This window comes from Citrobacter sp. XY323 (assembly GCF_025106035.1).
Taxonomy (GTDB): Bacteria; Pseudomonadota; Gammaproteobacteria; order Enterobacterales; family Enterobacteriaceae; genus Citrobacter; species Citrobacter braakii.
The window spans coordinates 468,225-493,199 of the sequence record NZ_JANYUK010000004.1; the positions used below are offsets into that span (position 1 = coordinate 468,225).

17 protein-coding genes are annotated in these 24,975 nt (G+C 53.0%); 9 read left to right on the forward strand and 8 right to left on the reverse strand.

Annotated elements, in window-relative coordinates; genetic code table 11:
- Positions 1-25: 25 nt before the first annotated feature.
- A complete protein-coding gene (mqo, locus tag N0B36_RS08700) occupies positions 26-1,687 on the reverse strand; it encodes a malate dehydrogenase (quinone) (RefSeq protein WP_016153779.1) in 1,662 nt (553 codons plus the stop codon).
- A gap of 277 nt (positions 1,688-1,964) precedes the next feature.
- On the opposite strand from mqo, the gene N0B36_RS08705 reads away from it, so the two are divergent.
- Entirely contained in the window at positions 1,965-3,212 is a 1,248-nt protein-coding gene (locus N0B36_RS08705) for a SulP family inorganic anion transporter (protein ID WP_049281469.1), read from the forward strand.
- Here N0B36_RS08705 and mgtE read toward each other — a convergent pair.
- The 6 genes from mgtE to N0B36_RS08735 all read right to left on the reverse strand — a co-directional run bounded on the left by mgtE (position 3,175) and on the right by N0B36_RS08735 (position 10,498).
- Complete coding sequence (gene mgtE / locus N0B36_RS08710; RefSeq protein ID WP_259687098.1) at positions 3,175-4,611, reverse strand: magnesium transporter; 1,437 nt, start codon at positions 4,609-4,611, stop codon at positions 3,175-3,177. The genes N0B36_RS08705 and mgtE overlap by 38 nt on opposite strands.
- Before the next feature lie 105 nt (positions 4,612-4,716).
- Complete coding sequence (locus N0B36_RS08715; RefSeq protein WP_103766564.1) at positions 4,717-6,360, reverse strand: multidrug ABC transporter permease/ATP-binding protein; 1,644 nt, start codon at positions 6,358-6,360, stop codon at positions 4,717-4,719.
- A 75-nt stretch (positions 6,361-6,435) separates the two neighbouring features.
- A complete protein-coding gene (gene alkB, locus N0B36_RS08720; RefSeq protein WP_016153784.1) occupies positions 6,436-7,086 on the reverse strand; it encodes a DNA oxidative demethylase AlkB in 651 nt (216 codons plus the stop codon).
- Positions 7,086-8,150: a bifunctional DNA-binding transcriptional regulator/O6-methylguanine-DNA methyltransferase Ada gene (gene ada, locus N0B36_RS08725; protein ID WP_016153785.1), complete on the reverse strand. Its 1,065-nt coding sequence runs from the start codon at positions 8,148-8,150 to the stop codon at positions 7,086-7,088. The genes alkB and ada overlap by 1 nt, the downstream gene beginning before the upstream one ends.
- 79 nt (positions 8,151-8,229) lie before the next feature.
- Entirely contained in the window at positions 8,230-9,282 is a 1,053-nt protein-coding gene (gene apbE, locus N0B36_RS08730) for an FAD:protein FMN transferase ApbE (RefSeq protein WP_259687099.1), read from the reverse strand.
- Between the two features lie 115 nt (positions 9,283-9,397).
- A complete protein-coding gene (locus N0B36_RS08735; protein ID WP_016153787.1) occupies positions 9,398-10,498 on the reverse strand; it encodes a porin OmpC in 1,101 nt (366 codons plus the stop codon).
- Between the two features lie 738 nt (positions 10,499-11,236).
- Here N0B36_RS08735 and rcsD point away from each other — a divergent pair.
- Complete coding sequence (gene rcsD, locus N0B36_RS08740) at positions 11,237-13,906, forward strand: phosphotransferase RcsD (protein ID WP_049040855.1); 2,670 nt, start codon at positions 11,237-11,239, stop codon at positions 13,904-13,906.
- A gap of 16 nt (positions 13,907-13,922) precedes the next feature.
- The gene (rcsB, locus tag N0B36_RS08745; protein WP_003027592.1) at positions 13,923-14,573 is read left to right on the forward strand and encodes a response regulator transcription factor RcsB; all 651 of its coding nucleotides are present in this window, start codon (positions 13,923-13,925) and stop codon (positions 14,571-14,573) included.
- A gap of 112 nt (positions 14,574-14,685) precedes the next feature.
- Here the strand turns inward: rcsB and rcsC are convergent, their stop codons facing one another.
- Positions 14,686-17,532 carry a two-component system sensor histidine kinase RcsC gene (rcsC, locus tag N0B36_RS08750; protein ID WP_019077260.1) on the reverse strand — a complete coding sequence of 949 codons (2,847 nt, stop codon included), beginning with the start codon at positions 17,530-17,532 and terminating at the stop codon, positions 14,686-14,688.
- A 168-nt stretch (positions 17,533-17,700) separates the two neighbouring features.
- Here rcsC and atoS point away from each other — a divergent pair, with 168 nt between their 5' ends.
- The 6 genes from atoS (at position 17,701) to N0B36_RS08780 (ending at position 24,967) form a co-directional block, all read left to right on the forward strand.
- The gene (gene atoS / locus N0B36_RS08755) at positions 17,701-19,539 is read left to right on the forward strand and encodes a two-component system sensor histidine kinase AtoS (RefSeq protein WP_137351858.1); all 1,839 of its coding nucleotides are present in this window, start codon (positions 17,701-17,703) and stop codon (positions 19,537-19,539) included.
- The gene (gene atoC, locus N0B36_RS08760) at positions 19,536-20,921 is read left to right on the forward strand and encodes an acetoacetate metabolism transcriptional regulator AtoC (RefSeq protein WP_259687101.1); all 1,386 of its coding nucleotides are present in this window, start codon (positions 19,536-19,538) and stop codon (positions 20,919-20,921) included. The genes atoS and atoC overlap by 4 nt, the downstream gene beginning before the upstream one ends.
- Before the next feature lie 199 nt (positions 20,922-21,120).
- On the forward strand, positions 21,121-21,780 hold the full coding sequence (gene atoD / locus N0B36_RS08765; protein WP_016153792.1) for an acetate CoA-transferase subunit alpha: 660 nt from the start codon (positions 21,121-21,123) through the stop codon (positions 21,778-21,780).
- Positions 21,781-21,782: 2 nt separating this feature from the next.
- The gene (locus N0B36_RS08770) at positions 21,783-22,433 is read left to right on the forward strand and encodes a 3-oxoacid CoA-transferase subunit B (RefSeq protein ID WP_016157021.1); all 651 of its coding nucleotides are present in this window, start codon (positions 21,783-21,785) and stop codon (positions 22,431-22,433) included.
- Positions 22,430-23,752: a TIGR00366 family protein gene (locus N0B36_RS08775; RefSeq protein WP_016153794.1), complete on the forward strand. Its 1,323-nt coding sequence runs from the start codon at positions 22,430-22,432 to the stop codon at positions 23,750-23,752. The genes N0B36_RS08770 and N0B36_RS08775 overlap by 4 nt, the downstream gene beginning before the upstream one ends.
- A gap of 30 nt (positions 23,753-23,782) precedes the next feature.
- Positions 23,783-24,967, forward strand: coding sequence for an acetyl-CoA C-acetyltransferase (locus N0B36_RS08780; RefSeq protein ID WP_259687103.1), 1,185 nt, complete (start codon positions 23,783-23,785; stop codon positions 24,965-24,967).
- The last annotated feature ends 8 nt before the right edge of the window (positions 24,968-24,975 follow it).

A 24,975-nucleotide genomic window follows, 5' to 3' on the forward strand; every position in this document is an offset into this window, starting at 1 on the left:
CGTACCGCCTTATCCGGCATTTTATTTACAGTGCGATATCCGCTACAGCTTTCTGCTCAGGCTGCGGTTGCGCCTGAGGTTTCAGCTGAGGTTTCGGCGCTTCATCAGCAGCCTGCGGCTTGTCATATTTCAGCCCCAGAACGTCACTGGTGTATTGCAGCTCTTGTTCCGTAGCTTCAACGTTACCGTTCAGCTTGGTACCATAAGACGGAATAATGGTTTTCAGTTTCGCCTGCCACTCAGGGCTGGCCACTTTATCTTTAAACACTTTTTCCATCAGATGCAGCATAATCGGCGCCGCGGTTGATGCACCCGGAGAAGCGCCCAGCAGCGCGGCAATGGTGCCCTCTTTATCGCTGACGACTTCGGTACCCAGACGCAGCACACCGCCCTTCTCCGCATCACTTTTAATGATCTGCACACGCTGGCCCGCCTGCCATAAACGCCAGTCTTCTTTTTTCGCCTGCGGATAGTACTCTTGCAGCGCGGCAAAACGGTCGTCATCGCTGAGCATCACCTGGCTTACCAGATATTTCACCAGATCGAAGTTATCCAGACCCACGTTGACCATCGGCATAAAGTTCGAGGTGGTGGTCGAGCTGAGCAGATCCCACAATGAACCGTTTTTCAGGAACTTGGTGGAGAATGTCGCGAATGGCCCAAACAGCACGACGCGTTTGCCATCAAGGATACGGGTATCGATGTGCGGCACGGACATCGGCGGCGCGCCAACGGAGGCCTGACCGTACACTTTCGCCAGGTGGCGATTCACCACGTCCGGATTATCCGCAACCAGGAACTGCCCGCCAACCGGGAATCCGGCATAACCTTTCGCTTCCGGAATGTCGGTTTCCTGCAACAGCTTCAGCGCAGCGCCACCGGCACCGATAAAGACAAACTTCGCCTTGATATCGTGTTCCGCTTCGTTATTTTTCAGATCGGCGACCGTGACGGTCCAGCTATTGTCGGCATTGCGTTTAAAGCCACGCACTTCGGTACTCAGCTGCAGCGCAAAGTTGGGCTTTTTCTGCAACGAGGCAATCAGCTGGCGCGTGATTTCGCCGTAGTTTACGTCAGTACCAATCTCGGTACGCGTTGCCGCGACTTTCTGCTTCGGATCGCGACCTTCCATGACCAGCGGCGCCCACTCTTTAATCTGCGCGTGATCTTCGGAATAACGCATCCCACGGAATAACGTGCTCTGCTGCAGTGCGGTGTAACGGGCACGCAGGAAGTTCACGTTCTCGTCACCCCAGACAAAACTCATGTGCGGAACGGTGGTGATAAATGAGCGTGGTTCATGCATTACGCCATTATTGACCTGATAGGCCCAAAACTGGCGGGAGATCTGGAAGGCTTCGTTGATTTCGACTGCCTTTTCAATGCTGATGCTACCGTCGGCCTTTTTAGGCGTGTAGTTCAGCTCCATCAGTGCGGAGTGGCCTGTTCCGGCGTTATTCCAGCCGTTTGAGCTTTCCTGCGCTACACCATCCAGTCGCTCAACCATGGTCATTGACCATTGCGGTTCCAGCTCCTGTAAATAGGTTCCCAACGTGGCGCTCATGATGCCGCCGCCAATCAACAGTACATCCGTTTCCTGCTCTTCCGCCGCTTTCGCTTTTGCCGCCATCGAGACAACATTCAGCCCAACGGCCATGGTGAAGAGCATGGCAGTCACTTTTTTCATAATGTTAATGCCTTACTTTTAGTATCGCTTTTTGCTTTTAATGCAGGTGAAAATCGAGCGGTATCAACGGTAACACTTAAGTAAAAATATTTAAATATTGTTTATAAATTATATTTAATTTTTAAAAATGTTATTAATACGTTGATAGTTTATACGGTTATTGACAATCATTTCTGGAAACCGATCCGTCAGACAGGTACTATGCTGCGCTTTGCTATTCACCGCACGGATGCCTGTCGGTCTGCTGTATCGGGCCATTTTTGACCTAAGAGTAACGATGTCTGCAACTCAACCCACCTCTGTCGCAGTAGCGGAGCACGCGACGCGCGCAGTGCTGCGCCAACCCCGTTTACTGGTTCGCGAAACGCTGGCCGGCGTGGTAACCGCCCTGGCGCTGATCCCGGAAGTGATCTCTTTTTCCGTTATCGCCGGCGTCGATCCTAAAGTCAGCCTGATAGCCTCAGTCGTACTATGCCTGGCAATGTCATTTTTAGGTGGCCGTCCGGCAATGGTTACCGCAGCGGCAGGATCGGTCGCGCTGGTGATTGGCCCGATGGTGCATCAACACGGCGTCCAGTACATCCTGCCTGCGGTGGTGCTGGCCGGGATTATTCAGATCCTGTTTGGCGTATTGGGGATGGCGCGTCTGATGCGATTCATTCCTACAGCCGTCATGACCGGTTTTGTGAACGCGCTGGGTATTTTGATTTTCTTTGCCCAGGTCCCGCATTTCTGGGGTAAAAGCCCGCTAATCTGGGGGCTGTTTGTCCTGACCCTGCTGATTGTGCTGTGGGTTCCGCGGTTTATTAAAGCGATCCCCGCGCCGCTTATCGCCATCGTGCTGCTGACGGTGTTCACTGTCACCAGCGGACAACTATTACCGACCGTCGGTGACGAAGGTTCAATGCGCGGCGGCCTGCCGGGATTCACGCAGTTATTGGTACCACTCAACCTGCAAACGCTGGCGATTATCTGGCCCTGCGCGCTGAGCATCGCTTTTGTCGGATTAATGGAGTCGCTGTTAACCGCCCGTCTGGTGGATGACCTGACGGCTACGCCGTCGAATAAGAATCGCGAGAGCGCCGGGCTGGGGATAGCCAATATTCTGGCCGGTTTTTATGGCGGCATCGCCGGGTGTGCGATGATTGGTCAAACCATCGTTAACGTCGAGATGGGCAAAGGACGCAGCCGCGTCTCGACGGTCGCCGCCGGGCTGGTGCTGTTGTTGCTGGTCACTGGGTTAAGCGAAGTAATGGCGAAAATCCCTATGTCGGTGCTGGCGGGAATTATGGTGATTGTAGCGGTGAAAACCTTCAGTTGGCACAGCATCCAGCCCGCTACGCTGCGGCAACTCCCCGTTACTGAAACGCTGGTGATGCTAATGACCGTCGCGGCAACGGTGTCAACCGGCAACCTGGCGCTTGGCGTGGTTGCCGGGGTGATGACGATGCTCATTCTGCCGCGTATCGTCAGAGGCAAACGTGCGGCTACATCAGAAACAGCGTTGCCAGACCGAGAAAAATAAAGAAACCACCGGTATCGGTGATTGCCGTAATCATGACGCTCGAGCCGACCGCCGGGTCGCGCCCGAGCTTCACCATCGTCATCGGAATAATAACGCCCATCAACGCCGCCATCAGCAAATTGAGCATCATCGCCAGGGTCATCACGCCGCCGAGCGCCATGTCATCGTACAGCCACCAGGTAATGCCACCCATAATTCCGCCCCACACGAGGCCATTAATCAACGCCACGCCCATTTCGCGCAGGATTAAAAACGTCAGGTTTCCCGGCTGAATATTTTGTAGCGCCAGCGCGCGAACAATCATGGTGATGGTTTGATTCCCGGTGTTGCCGCCGATCCCCGCCACAATCGGCATCAGCGAGGCCAGCGCGACCAGTTGCGAAATTGTATGTTCAAAGCCGTCGATCACTCGCGAAGCGATAAAGGCGGTACAAAGGTTAACGGCCAACCACGCCCAGCGGGTTTTTACCGCTTTCGTGACGGGGGCAAACACATCCTCTCCAGCGCTTAAGCCGCCCATTCGACGCAGATCGGTATCGGTTTCTTCATAGACCACATCGACGATCTCATCGATGGTTAAACGGCCCATCAGTTTACCTGAAGAGTCAACGACCGCGGCACTGACCAGGTCGTCACGTTCAAAGGTTCGCGCGGCGTGTTCGGCGATATCTTCCGGAGAAAAGGTGAGCGGATCATCTTCCATCACCTCGCTGACTTTTCGCTGCACATCATTGAGCAGAATACAGGTGAGCGTCAGTTCCCCGACCAGCACTTTATTGCGGTCGGTCACGAAGAGTTTATCGGTGTTCTCCGGCATTTTTCCCAGCCGCCGCAGGTAGCGTTGTACCACTTCCAGCGTCACGTCCGGACGCACGGTGATAACTTCGAACTCCATAATCGCACCGACGCGATTCTTCTCGTAGTGCAGCACCTGGCGAACGCGCGCCCGCTCCTCGGCCGGTAACGTCGCCAGCAGTCGACCCGTGAGGTTACGAGGGAGGTGCTGAACCAGATAAATCTGTTCGTCGATATCAAGGTATTGCAACGCATCCAGCAGCTCACGGTCGCTCATCTCATCGATCAGGTCGTCCCAGACGTTTTCTGACGCCTCAATCAGGACGTTACCGCGCTTTTCACTTTCGACCAGTCGCCACAGGGCGTGACGCTCTTCAGAAGGTAATGCTTCGAGGGTATCCGCCAAATCGGGCGGCGGCAGGTGGGCGACCAGTGCCCCTACCTCAGCAATATCGTCGGCTAACGTGCCGACGTCATATTGCTCAGCCAGGGTAAGCTTGCCCAATAGCGTTGAAACAACGGCTTTATCAGTGGTCAGCAGCCAGATAAGACGCGCACGCTCTTCATCACGCAGTCTGGCGCTGTTTTTGTTTGTTACAGGCATTAATCATAAATCCATGATATGAAATATCATTAATCATGATGCCGATTTATGTAAATAACAATAAACAGTGCCGCCGGGTGGATAAAAAACCGGCGGCATGTGGGATCATGCGGTGCGGGCCACCGCGTCACGCGAGGCGGCATCACGCTCATCGCCCAGCAGTTCACTCAACTGTCCGTTACGCATTTCCAGCAGACGATCGGCGTGAATAAAATAGTGATCGTCATGGCTAATGGCGAAGATAGTTTTACCCATTTCTTGCATCAGCGGTAACAGGACCTGATAGAACTCACGACGGAAATGGGGATCCTGATCGGCAGCCCATTCATCCAGCAGAATGATGTCGCGCTCCTCCGCCAGAGCCAGCAGCAGCGCCACGCGTTTCTTCTGCCCTTTCGACAGCTTCAGATTGAGGATGCGGCCATCGTTCATCTCCAGCTTGTGACCCATCTTCAGATGTTCCAGCCACTTCGCTACCAGCTGCGGATTGGCTTCTTTACCTTCCGGCCCCAGCAGTTTGTCGAACAGCCAGACGTCGGTAAACACGGCGGAGAACAGCTTGCGATAATCTTCCGGCTTTTCAACGGCCACGGCCTTACCATCAAGCAAAATTTCACCTGACTGCGGCTGGTATAGCCCGGTCAGTAACATCGCCAGCGTCGATTTCCCGCTGCCGTTGCCGCCAATCAGGAAGATCAGTTCACCGCGATGAATCGTCAGATTGACCGGCCCTACGGAAAAGGCATTATCCTGATAGTGGAAAACCACGTTACGCAGTTCCAGCGTTTGCCAGTTTGGAAAAGCGGTTGGGCGCGGGAATTCGGCCTTAAAAGGTGCCAGTGCGAATTTATTCAGCTTGTTGAAAGCCACCTGCGCAGTGAGCAGGGTTGGTAGCGCGCCAACGGCAGAGAGCAGCGGTGTACGCAGGAATAACAGCGTCAGTGAGTAAGTCGCCGCCACGGCGGTATCCGCCCAGCCCAGACTATTCGCCATCCAGAACACCAGGCCAATGGCGCCCAGCATCATAATGTTTGACCAGTTGACCGCGCTCAGGTGGAAGGTATCGGCGCGAATAATATGGTGACGGTACTCTTTGGCATCCGGGACGTACATCTGATTAAAGATATGCTCGGCGCGCTCGCGGTTGAGCATCAGCTCTTTGCGCCCTTCCAGCACCGTCTGATAATCGTTGTACAACTTGTCTTCCGTTTCGCGCAGGGTAGCCATGTGCTTATACACCCGCGCCACCAGCACAAATCCCCCCCAGATGGTGATTGCCATCCAGATAGCCGTCACCAGCAGCATTTTGGTCGACAGCATCGCCAGATACGCCGCCGATCCGATGGTCAGGATAATCCCCTGCACCAGCTCAGGCAGACGAACAAAGGCGATGGTGATGTTGCGAATGTCGCTGGTTAAACCGGCCAGCAACGAGGCGCTGCCAAGCTGTTCAATACGCTCGACGTGGGTATCCAGAATACGTTTGATAAATTCGCTACGCAGGCGGTAGACAAAGTGGTGGCCGAGCGTGGTCAACGCCAGCTGAGAGCCGAGAGTAACAACCATCAATAGCAACAACAGGCCAAGAAACTCCGGCAGCACCATCAGCGTGGTGTCGACCGTTTCAATCAGACGCTGGTTGATAAACGCAATCAGCCCAATCCCCAACGCAGCGCTGGCGAGGCTGAGCGCCATGACGCTGATAAATGGCCAGCGATACTGCCGCCAGACAAGAAGTAAAAGTTCCATGCGAACAACCCGGACAAGTAATAACAGCCCGCAGTTTAAACATCTCTTCGCTGACAGCAATAATAATTCTTATTTTTATTCCTTTTTACCCGCCTGACGAAACGTCAGATTGTAGCGACAGTCTCCGGTCAACGGATGATACCCCGTCTTAAGCGGCTGGATCCCATGATAAAACAGCCGCGAAGTACCGCCCCACACCACTACATCGCCATGTTCCAGCAGCAAACGCTTTAAGGGGTCATTACGGCGCAAGCCGCCAAATTGAAAGATGGCCGGCAATCCTAGCGACACCGAGACAATCGGCGCCCGCAGGTCGGGCTCGTCTTTATCCTGATGTAAGGACAGTTTTGCCCCTGGCGTGTAGCGGTTAATCAGACAGGCATCGGGTTGAAAATCAGCATAGCCCGCCGCCGTCGCTGCCTGTTGGCACAGGTCAGCGAATGCATCCGGCAGCGGCGGCCAGTGCGCGCCGGTTAGCGGATCAAAAGGAGAATAAAGGTAACCATGTTGATCGGTCGTCCAACCCAGACGACCGCAGTTGGTCATTGCCACCGACATCGTGTAGCCGCCGGGCGTCACCATCTGGCGAAACGGCGACTGTCTGGCGATAGCCGCTATCGCCTGCAGCAGAGACGGTGCGCAGTCAAAAGCGAAGCGTCGCAGAATAACCGCGCCTGACGCCAGCGGCTCCTGCCAAGGTTTCGCATCCGCAAAGAGATCGAGCATTATGTTTCCTCGCCAGTCGTTTCACGTTGCAGTAACTGTGCTTTGCGCGCAATGCCCCACCGGTAGCCAGAAAGCGCGCCATCGCCGCGGATCACCCGGTGACACGGGATGACGATTGCCAGTTTATTCGCCCCACAGGCGCTGGCCACCGCACGCACCGCCTTCGGTTTGCCAATGGCGCTGGCCAGTTGCTGGTAGCTCATCGTTTCGCCGCACGGAATTGCGCGCAACGCCTGCCACACCTGCTGCTGAAATGCGGTTCCCCGGATATCCAGCGGCAGCGATAACGGCGCGTCACGCGCATTGATTGCGGCGATCACTTCGCGCACGCGCTGCTGAAAATCGGCATCTGCTGGCACATCCTGAGCGGCGGGAAACAGCTCATGCAGATCCGCAACCAACGTAGCGTCATCATCACCAAGTAAGATCGCGCAGATACCGCGTTCGCTTTCCGCCACCAGACAGCGACCCAGAGAGCAATCTGCCAGGGTATAGCGTACAGAAACGTTGTCGCCACCTTTACGAAATTGCTTTGCGGTCATGCCTAACGTCTGATCCGCTTTTCGGTAGTAGCTGCTGCTGTCGGGAAATCCGGCGTTGAGAATTGCCTGCGTTACCGGAACGCCTTTCGCCAGGGCATCGCGCAGACGGCGGGCGCGCCAGGACTGCTGCCACGCTTTGGGGGTCATGCCCGTTGTGGCTTTGAACAGGCGATGTAAGTGATACGGGCTCATCGCCACCTGCTGCGCCAGCTCGTCCAGCGTGAGGGGAGATTCCTGCTCCAGCAACTGGCAGGCGTGGGCTATTTTCTCCAGCCGATGCTGGTGGGCGCTGTCTTTATCCGGCTGACAACGTTTACAGGGACGAAAACCGGCGGCCAGCGCCTGCCGGGCATCGGCAAAGAAACTGACATTTTTGCGCAGCGCATGTTTCGCCCGACAGGACGGACGGCAGAAAATGCCGGTGGTCTGGACGGCGAAAACAAACTGACCGTCAGCGTCGGCGTCACGATCCACAACGGACTGCCAGCGGTCATCATCAGTTATGTGTAAACGATTTTTCATTATGGACTCCTTTGTTAAGCATAGCGCTTAGCCTCAGTGTGTCCCCATAGCCGGATACGTAAACCCGCAATCTTGCTTTTTAATTTTTTTCGCTGAGCAGGAAGCTTTTAAACTGCGGCGACATCCAGGTTTTAAACCCCTCGCCCTCTTTTATAATCATATAGACCGCGAGTCCTTCACGACGCACCACCTCTTTGGCCTTTTCCGGGCCGAGAACCATCAATCCGGTATCCCAGCCGTCAGCCTCCAGCGCCGTTGGTGCGATTACCGTTACAGACACCAGGTTGTGTTCAATCGGACGACCGGTTTGCGGATCAATAACATGGGAAAGGCGCTTACCATCCAGCTCATAATAGTTACGGTAGCTGCCGGAGGTGCTAATGCCATGCCCGTTAATGTCGACAATCGCCTGCACCGCGTTTTCGCGATCGGTCGGTTTCTGAATTGCGACTCGCCACGAAAGCCCGTCTGCATTCATACCGCGGCTGTTCAATGCTCCACCAACGGAAACCAGATAACGGGCGATCCCTTCCCGCTCCATTAATCGTGCCAGATGATCGGCGGCATAACCTTCGCCAACGGTCGAGAGATCCACGTAGAGCTCGGGCAAATCTTTTTGCAGGTAGTTCCGATGCGCCTCATTAACAACCTTCAGATGTGAAAGCCCGGTTTGCGCTTTTGCGGCGTCAATTTGCGCCTGCGTAGGAATATGCACCGGTTGCTGATCCGGGCCAAAGCCCCACAGATTGACCAACGGACCCACGGTAATATCCATGGCCCCACCGGTTTTTGCGCCAATGCGTAGCGCCGAAGTCACGATATCGGCCATAGCATCATTAACCGGCCATGGCGACAGGCTTTTCGACAGGTTAAAGCGCATTAACGCAGAATCATTTTTATAGGTAGAGAGAAGCTGATCGTCGGCATCCAGCTGAGCCTGGATCTTCGCCTGCAGTTCCCCGGCGCGTTTGGCATCTACGCCCACCGCACTGACCCGCCAAAAAGTGCCCATGGTTTTACCTTCCAGAACGGTGGCTGGTTGTGTGGTTTGGGCAGGTTTCGGGGCTTCATCGCACCCGACAAAAAAGATCGTCACAGCCAGTAGTGCTGCGCGATAGAAATTCACTTCCATACGTAATTATCCTCATGCGAACGGGCGCAAGAGTACACCAAAAATCGTTGTTTGTACGACGAAAAAACGGCATTAAAAAAGGCCCCGCAGGGCCTTTTAACGACATGAGCGCAGATTAGAACTGGTAAACCAGACCCAGCGCTACGATATCATCGGTAGAGATGCGAGCATCACGGGTGAACTGGTTGTCATCCAGCAGGTTGATTTTGTAATCAACATAGGTAGACATGTTTTTGTTGAAGTAGTAGGTCGCGCCAACATCAACATATTTCAGGATATCCTGGTCGCCGTAACCATTGTTCAGGTCTTTACCTTTGGACTGCAGGTAAGCCACGGACGGACGCAGACCGAAGTCGAACTGGTACTGCGCAACAGCTTCAAAGTTCTGTGCTTTGTTAGCCCAGCCCAGGTTGCCCGCACGCGTTGCGTTGTAGGTCTGGGTGTACTGTGCTGCCAGGTAAACGTTATTCGCGTCGTATTTCAGACCGCCAGTGTAGGTTTCAGCACGGTCACCGGTACCGAAGTTCAGACGGTTCTGCTCGTCAGTACGTTTGGAGCTGGTGACTGCAGTACCCAGCGCGAAGCCTTCACCGATATCATAAGTGATAGATCCGCCAACGCCGTCGCCATTCTGACTCAGCGCATCACGACCGTTGCCGGTCACACCAGTCATACCTTCGCCTTCCGGGCTACCGTTTTTACCCTGGTACTGCAGGGCAAAGTTCAGGCCATCAACCAGACCGAAGAAGTCGGTGTTACGATAGGTCGCGAAGCCGTTACCACGCTGCTGCATGAAGTTGTCAGAACCGTAGGTGTCGCCGCCGAATTCCGGCAGAACGTCGGTCCAGGACGTTACGTCGTAAACTACGCCATAGTTACGACCGTAGTCGAAAGATCCTACGTCAGCGAATTTCAGACCAGCAAACGCCACACGGGTCCAGGAGTTGTTTTCGTTTTCAGAGGAGTTACCCTGAATCTGGTATTCCCACTGGCCGTAACCGGTCAGTTGGTCGTTAACCTGGGTTTCGCCTTTGAAGCCGATACGCATATAGGTCTGATCGCCATCTTTAGTGGAGTCATCAGAGAAATAGTGCAGACCGTCTACTTTACCGTACAGGTCTAATTTGTTGCCGTCTTTGTTATAAATTTCAGCCGCATTTGCTGCGCCTGCTACCAGCAGTGCTGGTACCAGGAGGGACAGTACTTTAACTTTCATGTTATTAACCCTCTGTTATATGCCTTTATTGCTTTTTTATGCCACTGCATACTGATTAAGCTCATTAACCAGTCGGCAACTTCATTCTCCGCAAAAACACAGAATAATCCAACACGAATATGATACTAAAACTTTTAAGGTGTTTCATTTATCTGCATAGATGTTTCAAAATATTAATACGAGGGAACTTTTTTAAAATCAAAAAACAGGCAAAATAAGCACAAATAATCAAGAACTATTTTAATTAAATTTAAAATCAATAGGTTACATCGAAAATAGTTATAGCACTGAATGACAAAACAAAATCTTCACTCGCAACTAAAATAGACCCGCTATCATCATTAACTTTATTTATTACCGTCATTCATTCATGAATGTCTGTTTACCCCTATTTCAACCGAATGCTTCGCGTTCGGTTTTTTTTTACCCTTCTTTACACAAAACTTACCGTTCTGTGCTACCGATGCAAAACTATAACAACTATTAACTATCTCATTGCGTCGTATTCAGATATAAATCTGATTAATAATTTCTTGTTATTTAATGCTAAATGTATACATTCCTTACAAATATTTGTACCCGCCTTTATCCACTGTACACCTTTGCATTGTGATGGCTGCAACAGAATGGAGCGTAAAAAATGCGGGCCATCCGGCGTGGTGTAAGTGTGGCAATTCATATATTACCCTTTATACTGCCCCATCATCTTTCGCGTCGTTTAACAGGTCATAAACACGAATGAGTCAGTCTGACACAACGGCTTCTACCCGATTCTCCCTGCTACCGGGAAGTATTACCCGTTTCTTCTTATTACTGATCGTTGTGCTGTTGGTGATGATGGGCGTTATGGTCCAGAGCGCCGTCAACACCTGGTTAAAGGATAAGAGCTATCAGATTGTCGATATCACCCATGCCATTCATAAAAGGGTCGATACCTGGCGATACGTGACCTGGCAAATCTATGACAATATTGCCGCCACGGCCAGTTCACCTGGTGCAGAAGGACTGCAGGAAACGCGTCTGAAACAAGACGTCTATTATCTTGAGAAACCGCGCAGAAAGACCGAGGCGCTGATTTTCGGTTCCCATGACAGTTCTACGCTGGAGATGACCCAACGCATCTCAACCTATCTTGATACGCTGTGGGGCGCGGAAAATGTTCCGTGGTCTATGTATTACCTGAATGGTCAGGACAATAGCCTGATCCTTATCTCAACGTTGCCGCTAAAAGATCTGACTTCCGGTTTTAAAGAGTCGACGATTGGTAATATTGTCGATTCACGGCGCGCGGAAATGTTACAACAGGCCAATGCGCTGGATGAACGTGAAAGCTTCTCTTCACTGCGCCGTCTGGCGTGGCAGAACGGGCATTACTTCACGCTACGCACGACCTTTAATCAGCCTGGACATCTGGCCACGGTTGTCGCCTTTGACCTGCCGATTAATGACTTGATCCCACCCGGCATGCCGCTGGACAGCTTCCATCTGGTTCCAGATGCCACGTCAACAACCGAGCATCTGAATGAAAAAGAGTCGCCTGACAGCGTCAGCATTAATTTCAACAACAGTAAAATTGAGATCTCTTCGGCGCTAAACTCAACGGATATGCGGCTGGTGTGGCAGGTTCCGTTTGGCTCATTGCTGCTCGACACCTTACAAAGCATTCTGCTGCCGCTGTTACTCAACATTGCTTTGTTGGCCCTGGCGCTGTTTGGCTATACCACCTTTCGCCACCTCCCTGCCCGTTCCACCGAAGTGGTACCAAACCTTGCGGCAAATAATGAACTGCGTGTTCTGCGCGCCATCAATGAAGAGATTGTGTCCCTGCTGCCTCTGGGCTTGCTGGTGCACGATCAAGAAGCAAACCGCACGGTTATCAGCAATAAAATTGCCGACCACCTGTTACCGCATTTAAATTTGCAAAACATTACCAGTATGGCGGAGCAGCATCAGGGGGTGATTCAGGCCACCATCAATAATGAGCTGTATGAGATCCGGCTGTTCCGCAGCCAGATCTCATCGAGAACGCAGATCTTTATTATTCGTGACCAGGACCGCGAAGTGCTGGTTAATAAGAAGCTGAAGCAAGCGCAGCGACTGTATGAGAAAAACCAGCAGGCCCGGGCGGCCTTTATGCAGAATATCGGCAGCGCACTGAAAGACCCGGCGAAAACACTTGCCGCTAATGCTGCCGCACTGAATAGCCCGGACAGCCAGAAACTGGCCAATCAGGCAGACGTTCTGGTGCGTATGGTAGATGAAATACAGTTGGCCAACCTGCTGGAAAGCGACGCCTGGAAAAGTGAATCGACGCTGTTTTCCGTGCAGTCGTTAATTGATGACGTGGTTCCGGAGGTTCTGCCAGCCATTAAACGTAAAGGGCTGCAGCTACTGATTAAAAATCACCTTAGCGCCCATGATGAACGCCGCGGCGACCGCGATGCCCTGCGCCGTATTTTGCTGTTGCTGATCCAATATGCGGTAACCACCACGCAAATTGGCAAAATCACGCTGGAAGTCGACCAGGATGAGTCGGAGACTGAACGCCTGACCTTCCGCATACTGGATACCGGGCAAGGTGTCACGTTGAATGAAGTTGATAACCTGCACTTCCCGTTCATCAATGACACCCAAGGCGATCGGTATAGCAAGGCCAACCCGCTGACGTTCTGGTTATGCGATCAGCTCGCCCGCAAGCTAGGTGGACACCTGAACATTAAAGCGCGGGAAGAACTTGGAACACGTTATATAGTCCATGTTAAAATGCCGCTGCACGATCAACATGCTGAAAGTGAAGAGCGTTTGTTAGATGACGTCTGCATAATGGTTGATGTCACCTCTAATGACGTACGCAGCATCGTATTACGCCAACTGGAGAACTGGGGAGCAACCTGCATCACGCCTGATGAGCGGTTGAATAGTCAAGAATATGATCTCTTTTTAACAGATAATCCGTCTAATCTTACTGCCTCAGGCCTTCTTTTAAGCGATGATGAGTCTGGCGTGCGGAAAATTGGCCCTGGTCAGCTGCGCGTCAACTTTAATATGAGCAATGCTATGCAGGAAGCTGTCCTCGAGCTGATAGAAGAGCAGCTGGCACAAGAAGAGATCCAGGAACTCCCCCTCGGCGGAGATGAAAACGCCGAACTTCATGCCAGTGGTTACTATGCACTCTTTGTAGACACAGTACCGGATGATGTTAAGAGGTTGTATACTGAGGCAGCAACCAGCGATTTCGCTGCGTTAGCCCAAACGGCCCATCGCCTGAAAGGCGTGTTTGCCATGCTTAATCTGGTACCCGGCAAGCAGTTATGTGAAGCGCTGGAACATCTTATTCAAGAGAAAGATGCTCCAGGTATAGAAAAATACATCAGCGACATTGACGATTACGTCAAGAGCTTGCTGTAGCAAGGTAGCCCAATACATGAACACTATGAACGTAATTATTGCCGATGACCACCCGATTGTACTGTTCGGTATTCGTAAATCACTTGAGCAAATCGAGTGGGTAAACGTTGTCGGCGAATTTGAAGACTCCACTGCACTGATCAACAATTTGCCTAAGTTAGATGCTCATGTGTTGATTACCGACCTCTCCATGCCGGGAGATAAATACGGTGACGGGATCACGTTAATTAAGTATATCAAGCGCCATTTCCCGAGCCTGTCGATTATTGTTCTCACCATGAACAACAACCCGGCAATCCTGAGCGCGGTGCTGGATCTCGATATTGAAGGAATTGTCCTGAAGCAAGGCGCGCCAACAGATCTGCCGAAAGCGCTTGCCGCGCTGCAGAAGGGTAAGAAATTCACCCCAGAAAGCGTTTCTCGTCTGCTGGAAAAAATCAGCGCCAGCGGTTACGGCGACAAACGTCTGTCACCGAAAGAGAGCGAAGTTCTGCGCCTGTTTGCCGAAGGTTTCCTGGTTACTGAAATCGCGAAAAAACTCAACCGCAGTATTAAAACCATCAGCAGCCAGAAAAAGTCGGCAATGATGAAACTCGGTGTGGAAAACGATATCGCCCTGTTGAATTACCTTTCTTCCGTCACGCTGAGTCCGTCAGACAAAGAGTAATTCTTTTAACCTCGACGTGCCTGATGGCACGGCATTTATCAGGCCTACGAATGACACGATGTTGTGCGTGTTCCGTAGGCCGGATAAGGCAAATGCCCCCATCCGGCCTCTTTTATTCCCGCGCCTTTCTCACTCTTTCCGCATAGACCGTCAGCGTTTGCTTCAATACATCTAACGTCACCGGCTTAGACAGACAGCTATCCATACCTGACTCCAGGCAACGCTGCTTCTCTTCAGCCAGCGCGTTGGCCGTCACGCCGACAACCGGCAGGGTTAATCCTAACTGGCGAATACGCTGGGTCAGACGATAACCATCCATGTTCGGCATGTTAACGTCGCTCAGCACGATGTCGATATGGTTTTTACTCAGTACATTGAGTGCGTCCACGCCGTCATTCGCGGTTTTACACTGATACCCCAACGATCCCAACTGATCGGCCAGTAAACGCCTGTTGATAGGATGATCGTCGACCACCAGAATCATCATGTCATCGTTAGTTGCAGCAACTTTATCCGGGGCTGGCAACGCCGTTGAAAGCTCTTCACTGCTCAGCTCAAGGCTGTAGATATGCGCCAACAGCGCGGGCAATTCGTGAGGCGATGCCACGCTGTGCACCCACTCCCCAGGCCCCCTTTCCAGCGGAATACCGATATGACGACGGCAGAAAATCACCGCGGCGCGTCCCTGCCACGCCTGCTCCAGCACATCGTCGGCAATCAGCAGGTCATCCGCATCCGGTTGCTGTCCCTCATAGCACTGCACCGTCATCCCGTTACGCGCCAGACTGGATTCAATAAACTGGTACAGCGACGCGTTACGCACCGCCAGCCAGCAACGTTTGCCGACAAGCCCTTCGATACCTTTTTTCAGCGGGTACTGCGCGCCATAAAGCGGAATACGCAGCATAAACTGGCTACCCATTCCCGGTTCAGAATCGACGGAAATATCCCCATCCATCATGCTGATCAGTTTTTCACAGATAGCCAAACCAAGCCCGGTTCCCTGGAAATTACGCTGTACGCCGGTTCCCACCTGGAAGAAAGGATCAAACAAGCGGACGACCTCTTTAGCTGGGATCCCAACCCCGGTATCACGCACGCGAATACTGAGATAGTCTTCGTTACACTGCACGTGCAGCACAATGCAGCCGGTATCGGTAAACTTGATAGCATTACTCAGCAGATTGGAAATCACCTGCTGCAAACGCATCGGATCACCATTGAGCGCCACCGGTACATTCGGGTCGATAAAGCAGTACAACCCCAGCTGTTTGCGAACCACCAGCGGCAAATAGTTAGCCGTAATATGATTCATTACTTCACGCGGTGAAAACTCGCGCGGTTCAATCTTCAGCTGTTCAGATTCAATTTTCGAGAAATCGAGAATATCGCTGATAATCTTCAACAGCAGGCTGGAAGAGTTGTTCATCGCCGTCACCAGGCGATCCACTCCGTTGGGTAACTCTTTGGTTTGCAACAAATCAAGGTTACCGATAATGCCATACAGCGGCGTACGCAGCTCGTGGCTTACCGTCGCAAGGAACATCGATTTGGACTGGCTCGCCTGCTCCGCCGCCTGCGCCATCTCCTGCAACGACTCTTCCATTTTAACGCGCGCGCTGATGTCAACCAGCACACAAATTGCCACGTTTTCATTACGATAGCGCGAGTGCACAAAGCTGATTTGCAGATTGGTATTGTTGCTGGTCAGCACATCAACAAAATTGACCTGCTGGCCGCAGATAATTTGCGTTAACCGTTGCCGGTCTTCATGCGTTAGCATGTTGAGATAGGTGTGCGCCAGCTCATTACTCAGGATGTTAATGCCATCTATCGTACGCAGAATACAAATCCCAACCGGCGCAGAAGCCACGATTTTACGGTTAAACTGCTCGTGCTCTTCCAGACGCTGGGCATCGCTTTCCGCAGGAATAAAAATGCGCCGCTCATACATGCGCGTGAGCATAAATAACGCCGCGCCAACCAGCACATTCAGCAGAATAGCGTTCAGGATCATCATGCGGATCCGCTCCAGTACCAGGTCAACCGGTACGGAGTACACAATGCTTAGCGATGACGGTGGCAGGTTTTTCTTCAGCACCAGTTCGTGAAAACCCGACGTATAGCCAAACCAGGAGCGCTCCTGCATCCAGCGAGGTTCAGCCTTAATATTACCCTCGGGGCCGGTGAGCGAAATCAGCGCATGACCATTTTCATCAAGGATGGTCACTCCCATCGGCAAACTGCCCGGCGTGAAAAAGTTCTCCATGCGGATAGGCTGTTCCACACCCAACAGCGCCTGCAGGCGATTAGCGAGATAAACCGGCGTCAGCGCATAGAAATAGCCTATCCCCGGCCGCGGCCCCTGGCTAATCCAGAACAGGTTATTACCGTTTTCGTCCTGAGGTGCATTGCGATACTTAATAATGCGCTCATGCAGCGCCTTCAACGCCCCGTCACGTTCGACAGGCATATCACGCAGACCGAAATTGGCCATGCAAAGGTTGTCGCTGCCGATCAGGAACACACGATTCAAATCATAGGCCGCGGAAAAGTTATCCCGCCAGTAGCGCATAAACCACGCCAGCGATTCCAGAGAACCTCGCCAGGCGTTGCCCATCACCGAGCAGTCGGAGTCGGCAAACAGCGGCTCAAAGTTTGGCACGGCCGTTTTATCATCCCGCGCGCGCAACGACATCACGCCGTTTTCCGCCGTTAAGCGATTCTCCGCGATATATTTCAGCTCTTTAATCACATCAGAGGTGCGCTGAATGTAACGTTGGGCCTGATCGGAACTGAGGTTAAGCTCCTGGTGAATCTCGGACTCTCTCTGGTGCAGCGCATTCACGATGTAGAAAACGGAGGCAAATGCGATTAGCCCCCAGATCAGGAGCGCCAACGCCCTGAACAGATAGCGTGAGACTTTTAGCGTTGAATGAACGGAAGCAAGGTATTTCAAAGGGGCGAAGCTCCGCCTCAGGGCATTAATAGAGTGTGGTTAAGGTAGCGGTAAATGTCCGGCGTCGCAATGCCCTCTCTTTACGGGAATATGATACACCGCTCTGAAACCATTGTCTTAACCCGTGATAATCGTCGTTTGCCTGAAAAACACTGCACGGATGTCAGAATGCGCGACCTGAGATGGCTGGCTCGTCGGTTATACCCACGACGATTACGCAACCAAATGATCATGATGGCCATCCTGATGGTCATCATTCCGACGATATCTATAGGTTATATCGTAGAAACTGAAGGCCGTTCAGCAGTCTTATCTGAAAAAGAGAAAAAACTGTCATCGGTGATAACCCTGCTAAACGATGCGCTGGGCGACCGCTTTAGTCACTACCCAAATTTGCCGCGTGAAGCACGCATTCGCGCGCTTAATCAAGAGTTGGCCCCCATCACCGAGCGCATTACGCAAGCGTTTCCCGGCATTGGCGCCGGGTATTATCACAAAGCGCTGGATGCCATTATCACCTACGCCCCCTCCGCGCTTTACCAAGGCAACGTAGGTATCACCATCACCGAGGATCATCCCGGACGCGAAGTGATGAGTAGCAACGCACCTGTGGTCTATTCCGGGCGACAGGTTCGCGGCGACATACTCAACTCGATGATCCCAATAGCGCGCCAGGGAGAGGTTATTGGGTATATCTGGGCCAATGAGCTCACCGAAGATATCCGCCAGCAGGCCTGGAGAATGGACGTCAGGATTATTGCCGTACTGGTTGCCGGGCTCATCTGTAGCCTGCTACTCATCGTGCACTTCTCACGTCGACTCAGTGCGAATATCGACATCATCACCGATGGGCTTTCCACGCTGGCACAAAAAACCCCTACCCGACTGCCTGAACTCCCCGGCGAGTTGGGACAAATCAGCCGTAGCGTCAATGCGCTGGCACAAACGCTACGGGAAACCAAAACCCTTAACGATCTGATCATTGAAAATGCCGCAGATGGCGTGATCGCCATCGACAGGCAAGGCGACGTTACCACCATGAACCCGGCGGCAGAACAGATAACGGGCTACACGCTGCATGAGCTGGTCGGACAGCCCTATGCGACGCTCTTTGCCAATACGCAGTTTTATAGCCCGGTACTGGACACCCTTGAGCACGGTACTGAACATGTGGCCCAGGAAATTAGCTTTCCAGGACGTGAACGCACCATTGAGATCAGTGTAACCACCAGTCGGATCCATAACGCACACGGCGAGCTGATTGGCGCGCTGGTTATTTTCTCCGATTTAACCGCCCGTAAAGAGACCCAGCGTCGACTGGCGCAAACCGAAAGGCTTGCCACCCTGGGTGAGCTGATGGCCGGCGTCGCGCATGAAGTGCGAAACCCGCTGACCGCAATTCGTGGGTACGTCCAGATCATCCGCCAGCAAACCTCGCTGCCGGAACATCAGGAATATTTATCTGTTGTGCTGAATGAAATTGATTCCATCAATAAAGTTATTCAACAACTGTTAGATTTCTCACGCCCACGACAAAGTCAGTGGCAACAGATTCGGCTCAATGCGCTCATTGAAGAGACGCTAATCCTGGTGCAAACCGCTGGCCTGCAGGCACGGATCGCCTTTACAACGGAATTAGATCCCAGCCTGCCGCCGATCGTCGCCGATCGCGAACTCATCAAACAGGTGATCCTCAATATTTTAATCAATGCGGTACAGGCGATCGCTGCGCGAGGCGAAATTCGCATCCGTACCTGGCAATACTCGGCCTCGCAACAGGCCGTGATGATTGAAGATAATGGCAACGGTATCGATCTCGCCATACAGAAGAAAATATTCGATCCCTTTTTTACGACAAAAGCATCAGGCACCGGTCTTGGACTGGCGCTGAGCCAGCGCATCATCAACGCGCATCAGGGGGATATCCACGTAACCAGCCAGCCTGGCTGCGGGGCGATATTCACTCTGATTTTACCTCTTAACCCGCAGGGAAATCCGTCAGAATGAAAACGACCTATCGTATTCTCATCGTTGATGATGAAGAAAATGTTCGCCGTATGCTTGCCACCGCATTTTCCCTGCAAGGGCATGAGACACATTGCGCCAGCGACGGGAAAGCCGCGCTGAGCCTGTTTAGCGAAACGCAGCCAGACGTGGTGCTGATGGACATTCGCATGCCGGAGATGGACGGAATCGACGCGCTGAAAGTTATGCGCACGCAGCAACCACGGATCCCCGTCATTCTGATGACCGCTTACGCTGAAGTAGAAACCGCAGTAGAAGCTTTACGTAGCGGCGCATTCGACTACGTGATTAAGCCCTTTGATCTCGACGAGCTAAGCATGGTGATTCAACGCGCATTGCAACTGCAGGAGATGAAACAGGAAATCCGCAATCTGCATAAAGCGTTGACCACCAGCTGGCAGTGGGGACACATTCTGACCACCAGCCCGCGTATGATGGATATCTGTAAAGATACGGCGAAAATCGCCCTCTCCCAGGCAAACGTGTTGATTAGCGGTGAAAGCGGCACAGGAAAGGAACTGATCGCCCGCGCCATTCACTACAACAGCAAACGCGCCAATGGCCCCTTTATCAAAATTAACTGCGCGGCCCTGCCGGAGTCGTTGTTAGAAAGCGAGCTATTTGGTCACGAAAAAGGCGCGTTTACCGGGGCACAGACGTTGCGCCAGGGATTGTTCGAACGCGCTCATCAGGGAACGTTATTGCTTGATGAAATTGGCGAGATGCCGCTAGTGCTGCAGGCCAAACTGCTGCGCATTTTGCAGGAGAGGGAGTTTGAACGCATCGGCGGGCACCAGACCATTCGCGTTGACATTCGAATCGTCGCCGCCACCAACCGCTGTCTGCAAACGATGGTGAAGGAAGGAACGTTTCGCGAAGACCTGTTTTACCGGCTCAACGTTATCCATCTGACTTTGCCGCCCTTACGCGAGCGTCGTGAAGATATTGCCTTATTAGCAAACCACTTTTTACAAAAATTCAGCTCTGAAAATCAGCGGGATATTATCGAAATCGACCCGACGGCGATGTCGATCCTCACCGCCTGGCCCTGGCCCGGTAACATTCGCGAACTGTCAAACGTCATCGAACGTGCAGTCGTTATGAATACCGGCGCGGTGATCTTTGCCGACGATCTCCCCGACCCGTTGCGCAACCCGGTGAGCGCCACAATAGAGGCAAAACCGACTTACTCCGGGGAACGCAATCTGAAAGAAGAGATTAAGCGTGAGGAAAAACGAATTATCCTCGAAGTCCTCGACAATCAGGACGGCAATCGCACCCGCACGGCGCTGATGCTGGGAATTAGCCGTCGCGCTTTAATGTATAAATTACAAGAGTACGGCATCGACCCATCAGGTTCCTGATACGCAAATTTGCTATGCAGAATTTTGCACACTGCGCAAAATTCTGCATAACCCCTCGTGGTCTCCTTTCACCAGGACCACAAAAACAAACCAATAAATTCAATCAACTAAACATTAATACGTTTCTTTAGTCATTCTGGCACCCTGCTTGCAATTCCCTGAGCGTACCCAAAATGGAGTATGCAAAAAGGGAAACATAATGAAAACAAAACTGATTACCTTACAAGACGCTGCGGGCTTCTTTCGTGACGGCATGACCATCATGGTCGGTGGTTTTATGGGCGTTGGCACACCACCTCGTCTGGTTGAAGCCCTGCTGGAGTCCGGCGTCAGGGATCTGACGCTGATTGCTAACGATACCGCCTTTGTCGATACCGGTATCGGACCCCTGATCGTCAATGGGCGGGTGAGCAAAGTGATTGCCTCGCACATTGGTACAAACCCGGAAACCGGTCGTCGCATGATTGCCGGCGAGATGGATGTACAGCTGGTTCCACAAGGTACCCTGATCGAACAGATTCGCTGCGGCGGCGCGGGTCTTGGCGGCTTTCTCACCCCCACTGGCGTTGGCACCATCGTGGAAGAAGGCAAGCAAACCATGACGCTTGAGGGTAAAACCTGGCTGCTTGAACGCCCTTTACGCGCCGATTTAGCGCTTATTCGCGCCCACCGCTCTGACATGCTTGGCAACCTCACCTACCAGCTCAGCGCCCGTAACTTTAACCCTCTGATTGCCCTCGCCGCTGACATCACGCTGGTCGAACCGGACGAAATGGTTGAAACAGGGGAGCTGCAGCCTGACCAAATTGTGACCCCCGCCGCCGTTATCGACCATATCGTCATTCCACAGGAGAGCTAATCATGGATGCTAAACAACGTATTGCGCGCCGGGTGGCGCAAGAACTTCGCGATGGCGATATCGTCAACTTAGGTATCGGCCTGCCAACGATGGTAGCCAACTACTTACCTGCTGATATTCACATTACGCTGCAATCTGAGAACGGTTTTCTGGGGCTGGGCCCAGTCACCACCGCCCATCCTGACCTGGTGAACGCGGGCGGCCAACCGTGCGGTATTTTGCCGGGCGCGGCGATGTTTGATAGCGCCATGTCGTTCGCGTTGATTCGCGGCGGTCATGTTGATGCCTGTGTGCTTGGCGGGTTGCAGGTCGATGAGCAGGCAAACCTCGCCAACTGGGTGGTTCCCGGCAAGATGGTGCCCGGCATGGGGGGCGCAATGGATCTGGTGACCGGTGCGCGTAAAGTCATTATCGCCATGGAGCATTGCGCAAAAGACGGCTCCGCAAAAATCCTGCGTCAATGCACCATGCCGCTCACTGCACAGCATGCTGTGCATATGCTGGTCACCGAGCTGGCTGTATTCCGCTTTATAGATGGCAAGATGTGGCTGACTGAAATCGTCGAAGGATGCGACATCGCCACGCTATGTGAAAAAACCGAAGCACAGTTTGAAATTGCCGACGATCTGCGCATCCTGCGAGGTGACGCATGATTGGCCGCATCGCTCGCTTTATGACACGGGTAGTCAGCCGCTGGCTGCCCGACCCACTGATTTTCGCCATGTTATTAACGTTGCTGACCTTTGGCATCGCGCTGTGGTTAACGCCGCAGACCCCCATCAGCATGGTGAAATTCTGGGGTGACGGTTTCTGGAACCTGCTGGCGTTTGGTATGCAGATGGCGCTGATCATCGTAACCGGCCATGCGTTAGCCAGTTCCGGGCCGGTGAAAAGCCTGCTGCGTACGGCGGCATCCGCCGCCAAAACCCCCGCTCAGGGCGTCATGCTGGTGACTTTTTTTGGTTCAGTTGCCTGCGTTATTAACTGGGGATTTGGTCTGGTGGTCGGGGCGATGTTCGCCCGCGAAGTTGCTCGTCGGGTACCGGGTTCCGATTATCCGTTACTGATTGCCTGCGCCTACATCGGGTTCCTGACCTGGGGCGGCGGCTTCTCCGGCTCAATGCCTTTGCTGGCGGCAACGCCTGGCAACCCGGTCGAGCACGTAGCGGGCCTCATTCCTGTCGCGGATACCCTGTTCACCGGCTTCAATATTTTCATCACCCTCGGCCTGATTGTTGTGATGCCGTTTATCACCCGGATGATGACGCCAAAACCTTCAGATGTGGTGAGCATCGATCCGAAACTGTTACTGGAAGAAGCTGATTTTCAGAAGAAACTGCCGCCGGATGCGCCGCCATCTGAAAAACTGGAAGAGAGCCGCATTCTGGCGCTGATCATCGGTGCATTAGGGATTGCCTATCTGGGTATCTACTTTGCCGAGAAAGGTTTCAACATCACCATCAACACCGTCAACCTGATGTTTATGATTGCCGGTCTGCTGCTGCACAAAACGCCGATGGCCTATATGCGTGCCGTTAGTGCTGCCGCACGGAGTACCGCCGGGATTCTGGTGCAATTCCCCTTCTATGCCGGTATTCAGTTGATGATGGAGCACTCCGGCCTCGGTGGGCTCATTACTGAATTTTTCATCAACGTTGCCAACAAAGATACCTTCCCACTGATGACTTTCTTCAGTTCAGCCCTGATTAACTTTGCCGTGCCATCCGGCGGTGGCCATTGGGTTATTCAGGGACCGTTCGTCATGCCTGCCGCTCAGGCGCTGGGTGCCGATCTTGGCAAATCAGTCATGGCCATCGCCTACGGTGAGCAGTGGATGAACATGGCACAACCGTTCTGGGCGCTACCCGCGCTGGCCATCGCCGGTCTCGGAGTACGCGACATTATGGGCTACTGCATCACCGCCCTGCTCTTCTCCGGCGTCATTTTTGTTATTGGATTGACCTTGTTCTGACGGCAACAACTTAATTAAAGGAACTGAAAAATGAAAAACTGTGTCATCGTCAGCGCGGCACGTACCGCAATCGGCAGTTTTAACGGCGCACTGGCAACTACGGGTGCCGTCGAGCTTGGCTCAACCGTCATTAGAGCCGCTCTTGAACGCGCGCACCTTGACCCACAGCGCGTGGACGAGGTGATTATGGGCAACGTGCTGCAGTCAGGACTCGGGCAAAACCCAGCGCGTCAGGCATTATTAAAAAGCGGCCTGTCCGACACCGTTTGCGGCTTTACCGTCAACAAAGTGTGCGGCTCTGGCCTGAAAAGCGTGGCGCTTGCCGCCCTCGCTATCAAGGCCGGACAAGCCCAGGCGATCGTCGCGGGAGGGATGGAAAACATGAGCCTGGCCCCCTACCTGTTAGACGCAAAAGCCCGCTGGGGCTATCGCCTCGGTGACGGGCAATTGTCCGACGTGATTCTGCGCGATGGCCTGATCTGCGCCGAGCATGGTTACCACATGGGGATCACTGCAGAAAATGTTGCCAAAGAGTATGGCATCAGCCGCGAAATGCAGGATGAACTGGCTCTGCAGTCACAGCGTAAAGCCGTTGCCGCAATCGAGTCTGGCGCATTTGAGGCTGAAATCGTGCCCGTCAGCGTGTCATCACGAAAGAAAACCATCATCGTTGAGCGTGACGAATTCCCCAAAGCTGACTCGACGGCAGCAGGCCTCGCCGCATTGCGTCCAGCCTTTGATAAAGCAGGAACCGTCACCGCAGGTAACGCCTCGGGGATCAACGACGGTGCAGCGGCATTAGTGATAATGGAAGAGTCCGCAGCACTGGAGGCTGGGCTGAAGCCATTGGCACGAATCAAAGCCTGGGCCAGTGGCGGCGTAGCTCCGGCTATGATGGGGATGGGGCCGGTTCCCGCCACGCTGAAGGCACTGCAACTGAGCGGCTTACAGCTTTCTGATATCGATCTGATCGAAGCTAACGAGGCATTTGCTGCTCAGTTTCTTGCCGTCGGTAAAACGCTGGGATTTGATCCGCAAAAGGTTAACGTCAACGGAGGGGCAATTGCGTTGGGACACCCTATTGGCGCCAGCGGCGCGCGAATACTGGTGACGCTGCTGCATGCGCTACAGGCACGGGATCAAACGCTTGGACTGGCCACGCTGTGCATCGGCGGCGGTCAGGGCATTGCGATGATAGTAGAGCGAATGAATTAAAAAAAAGG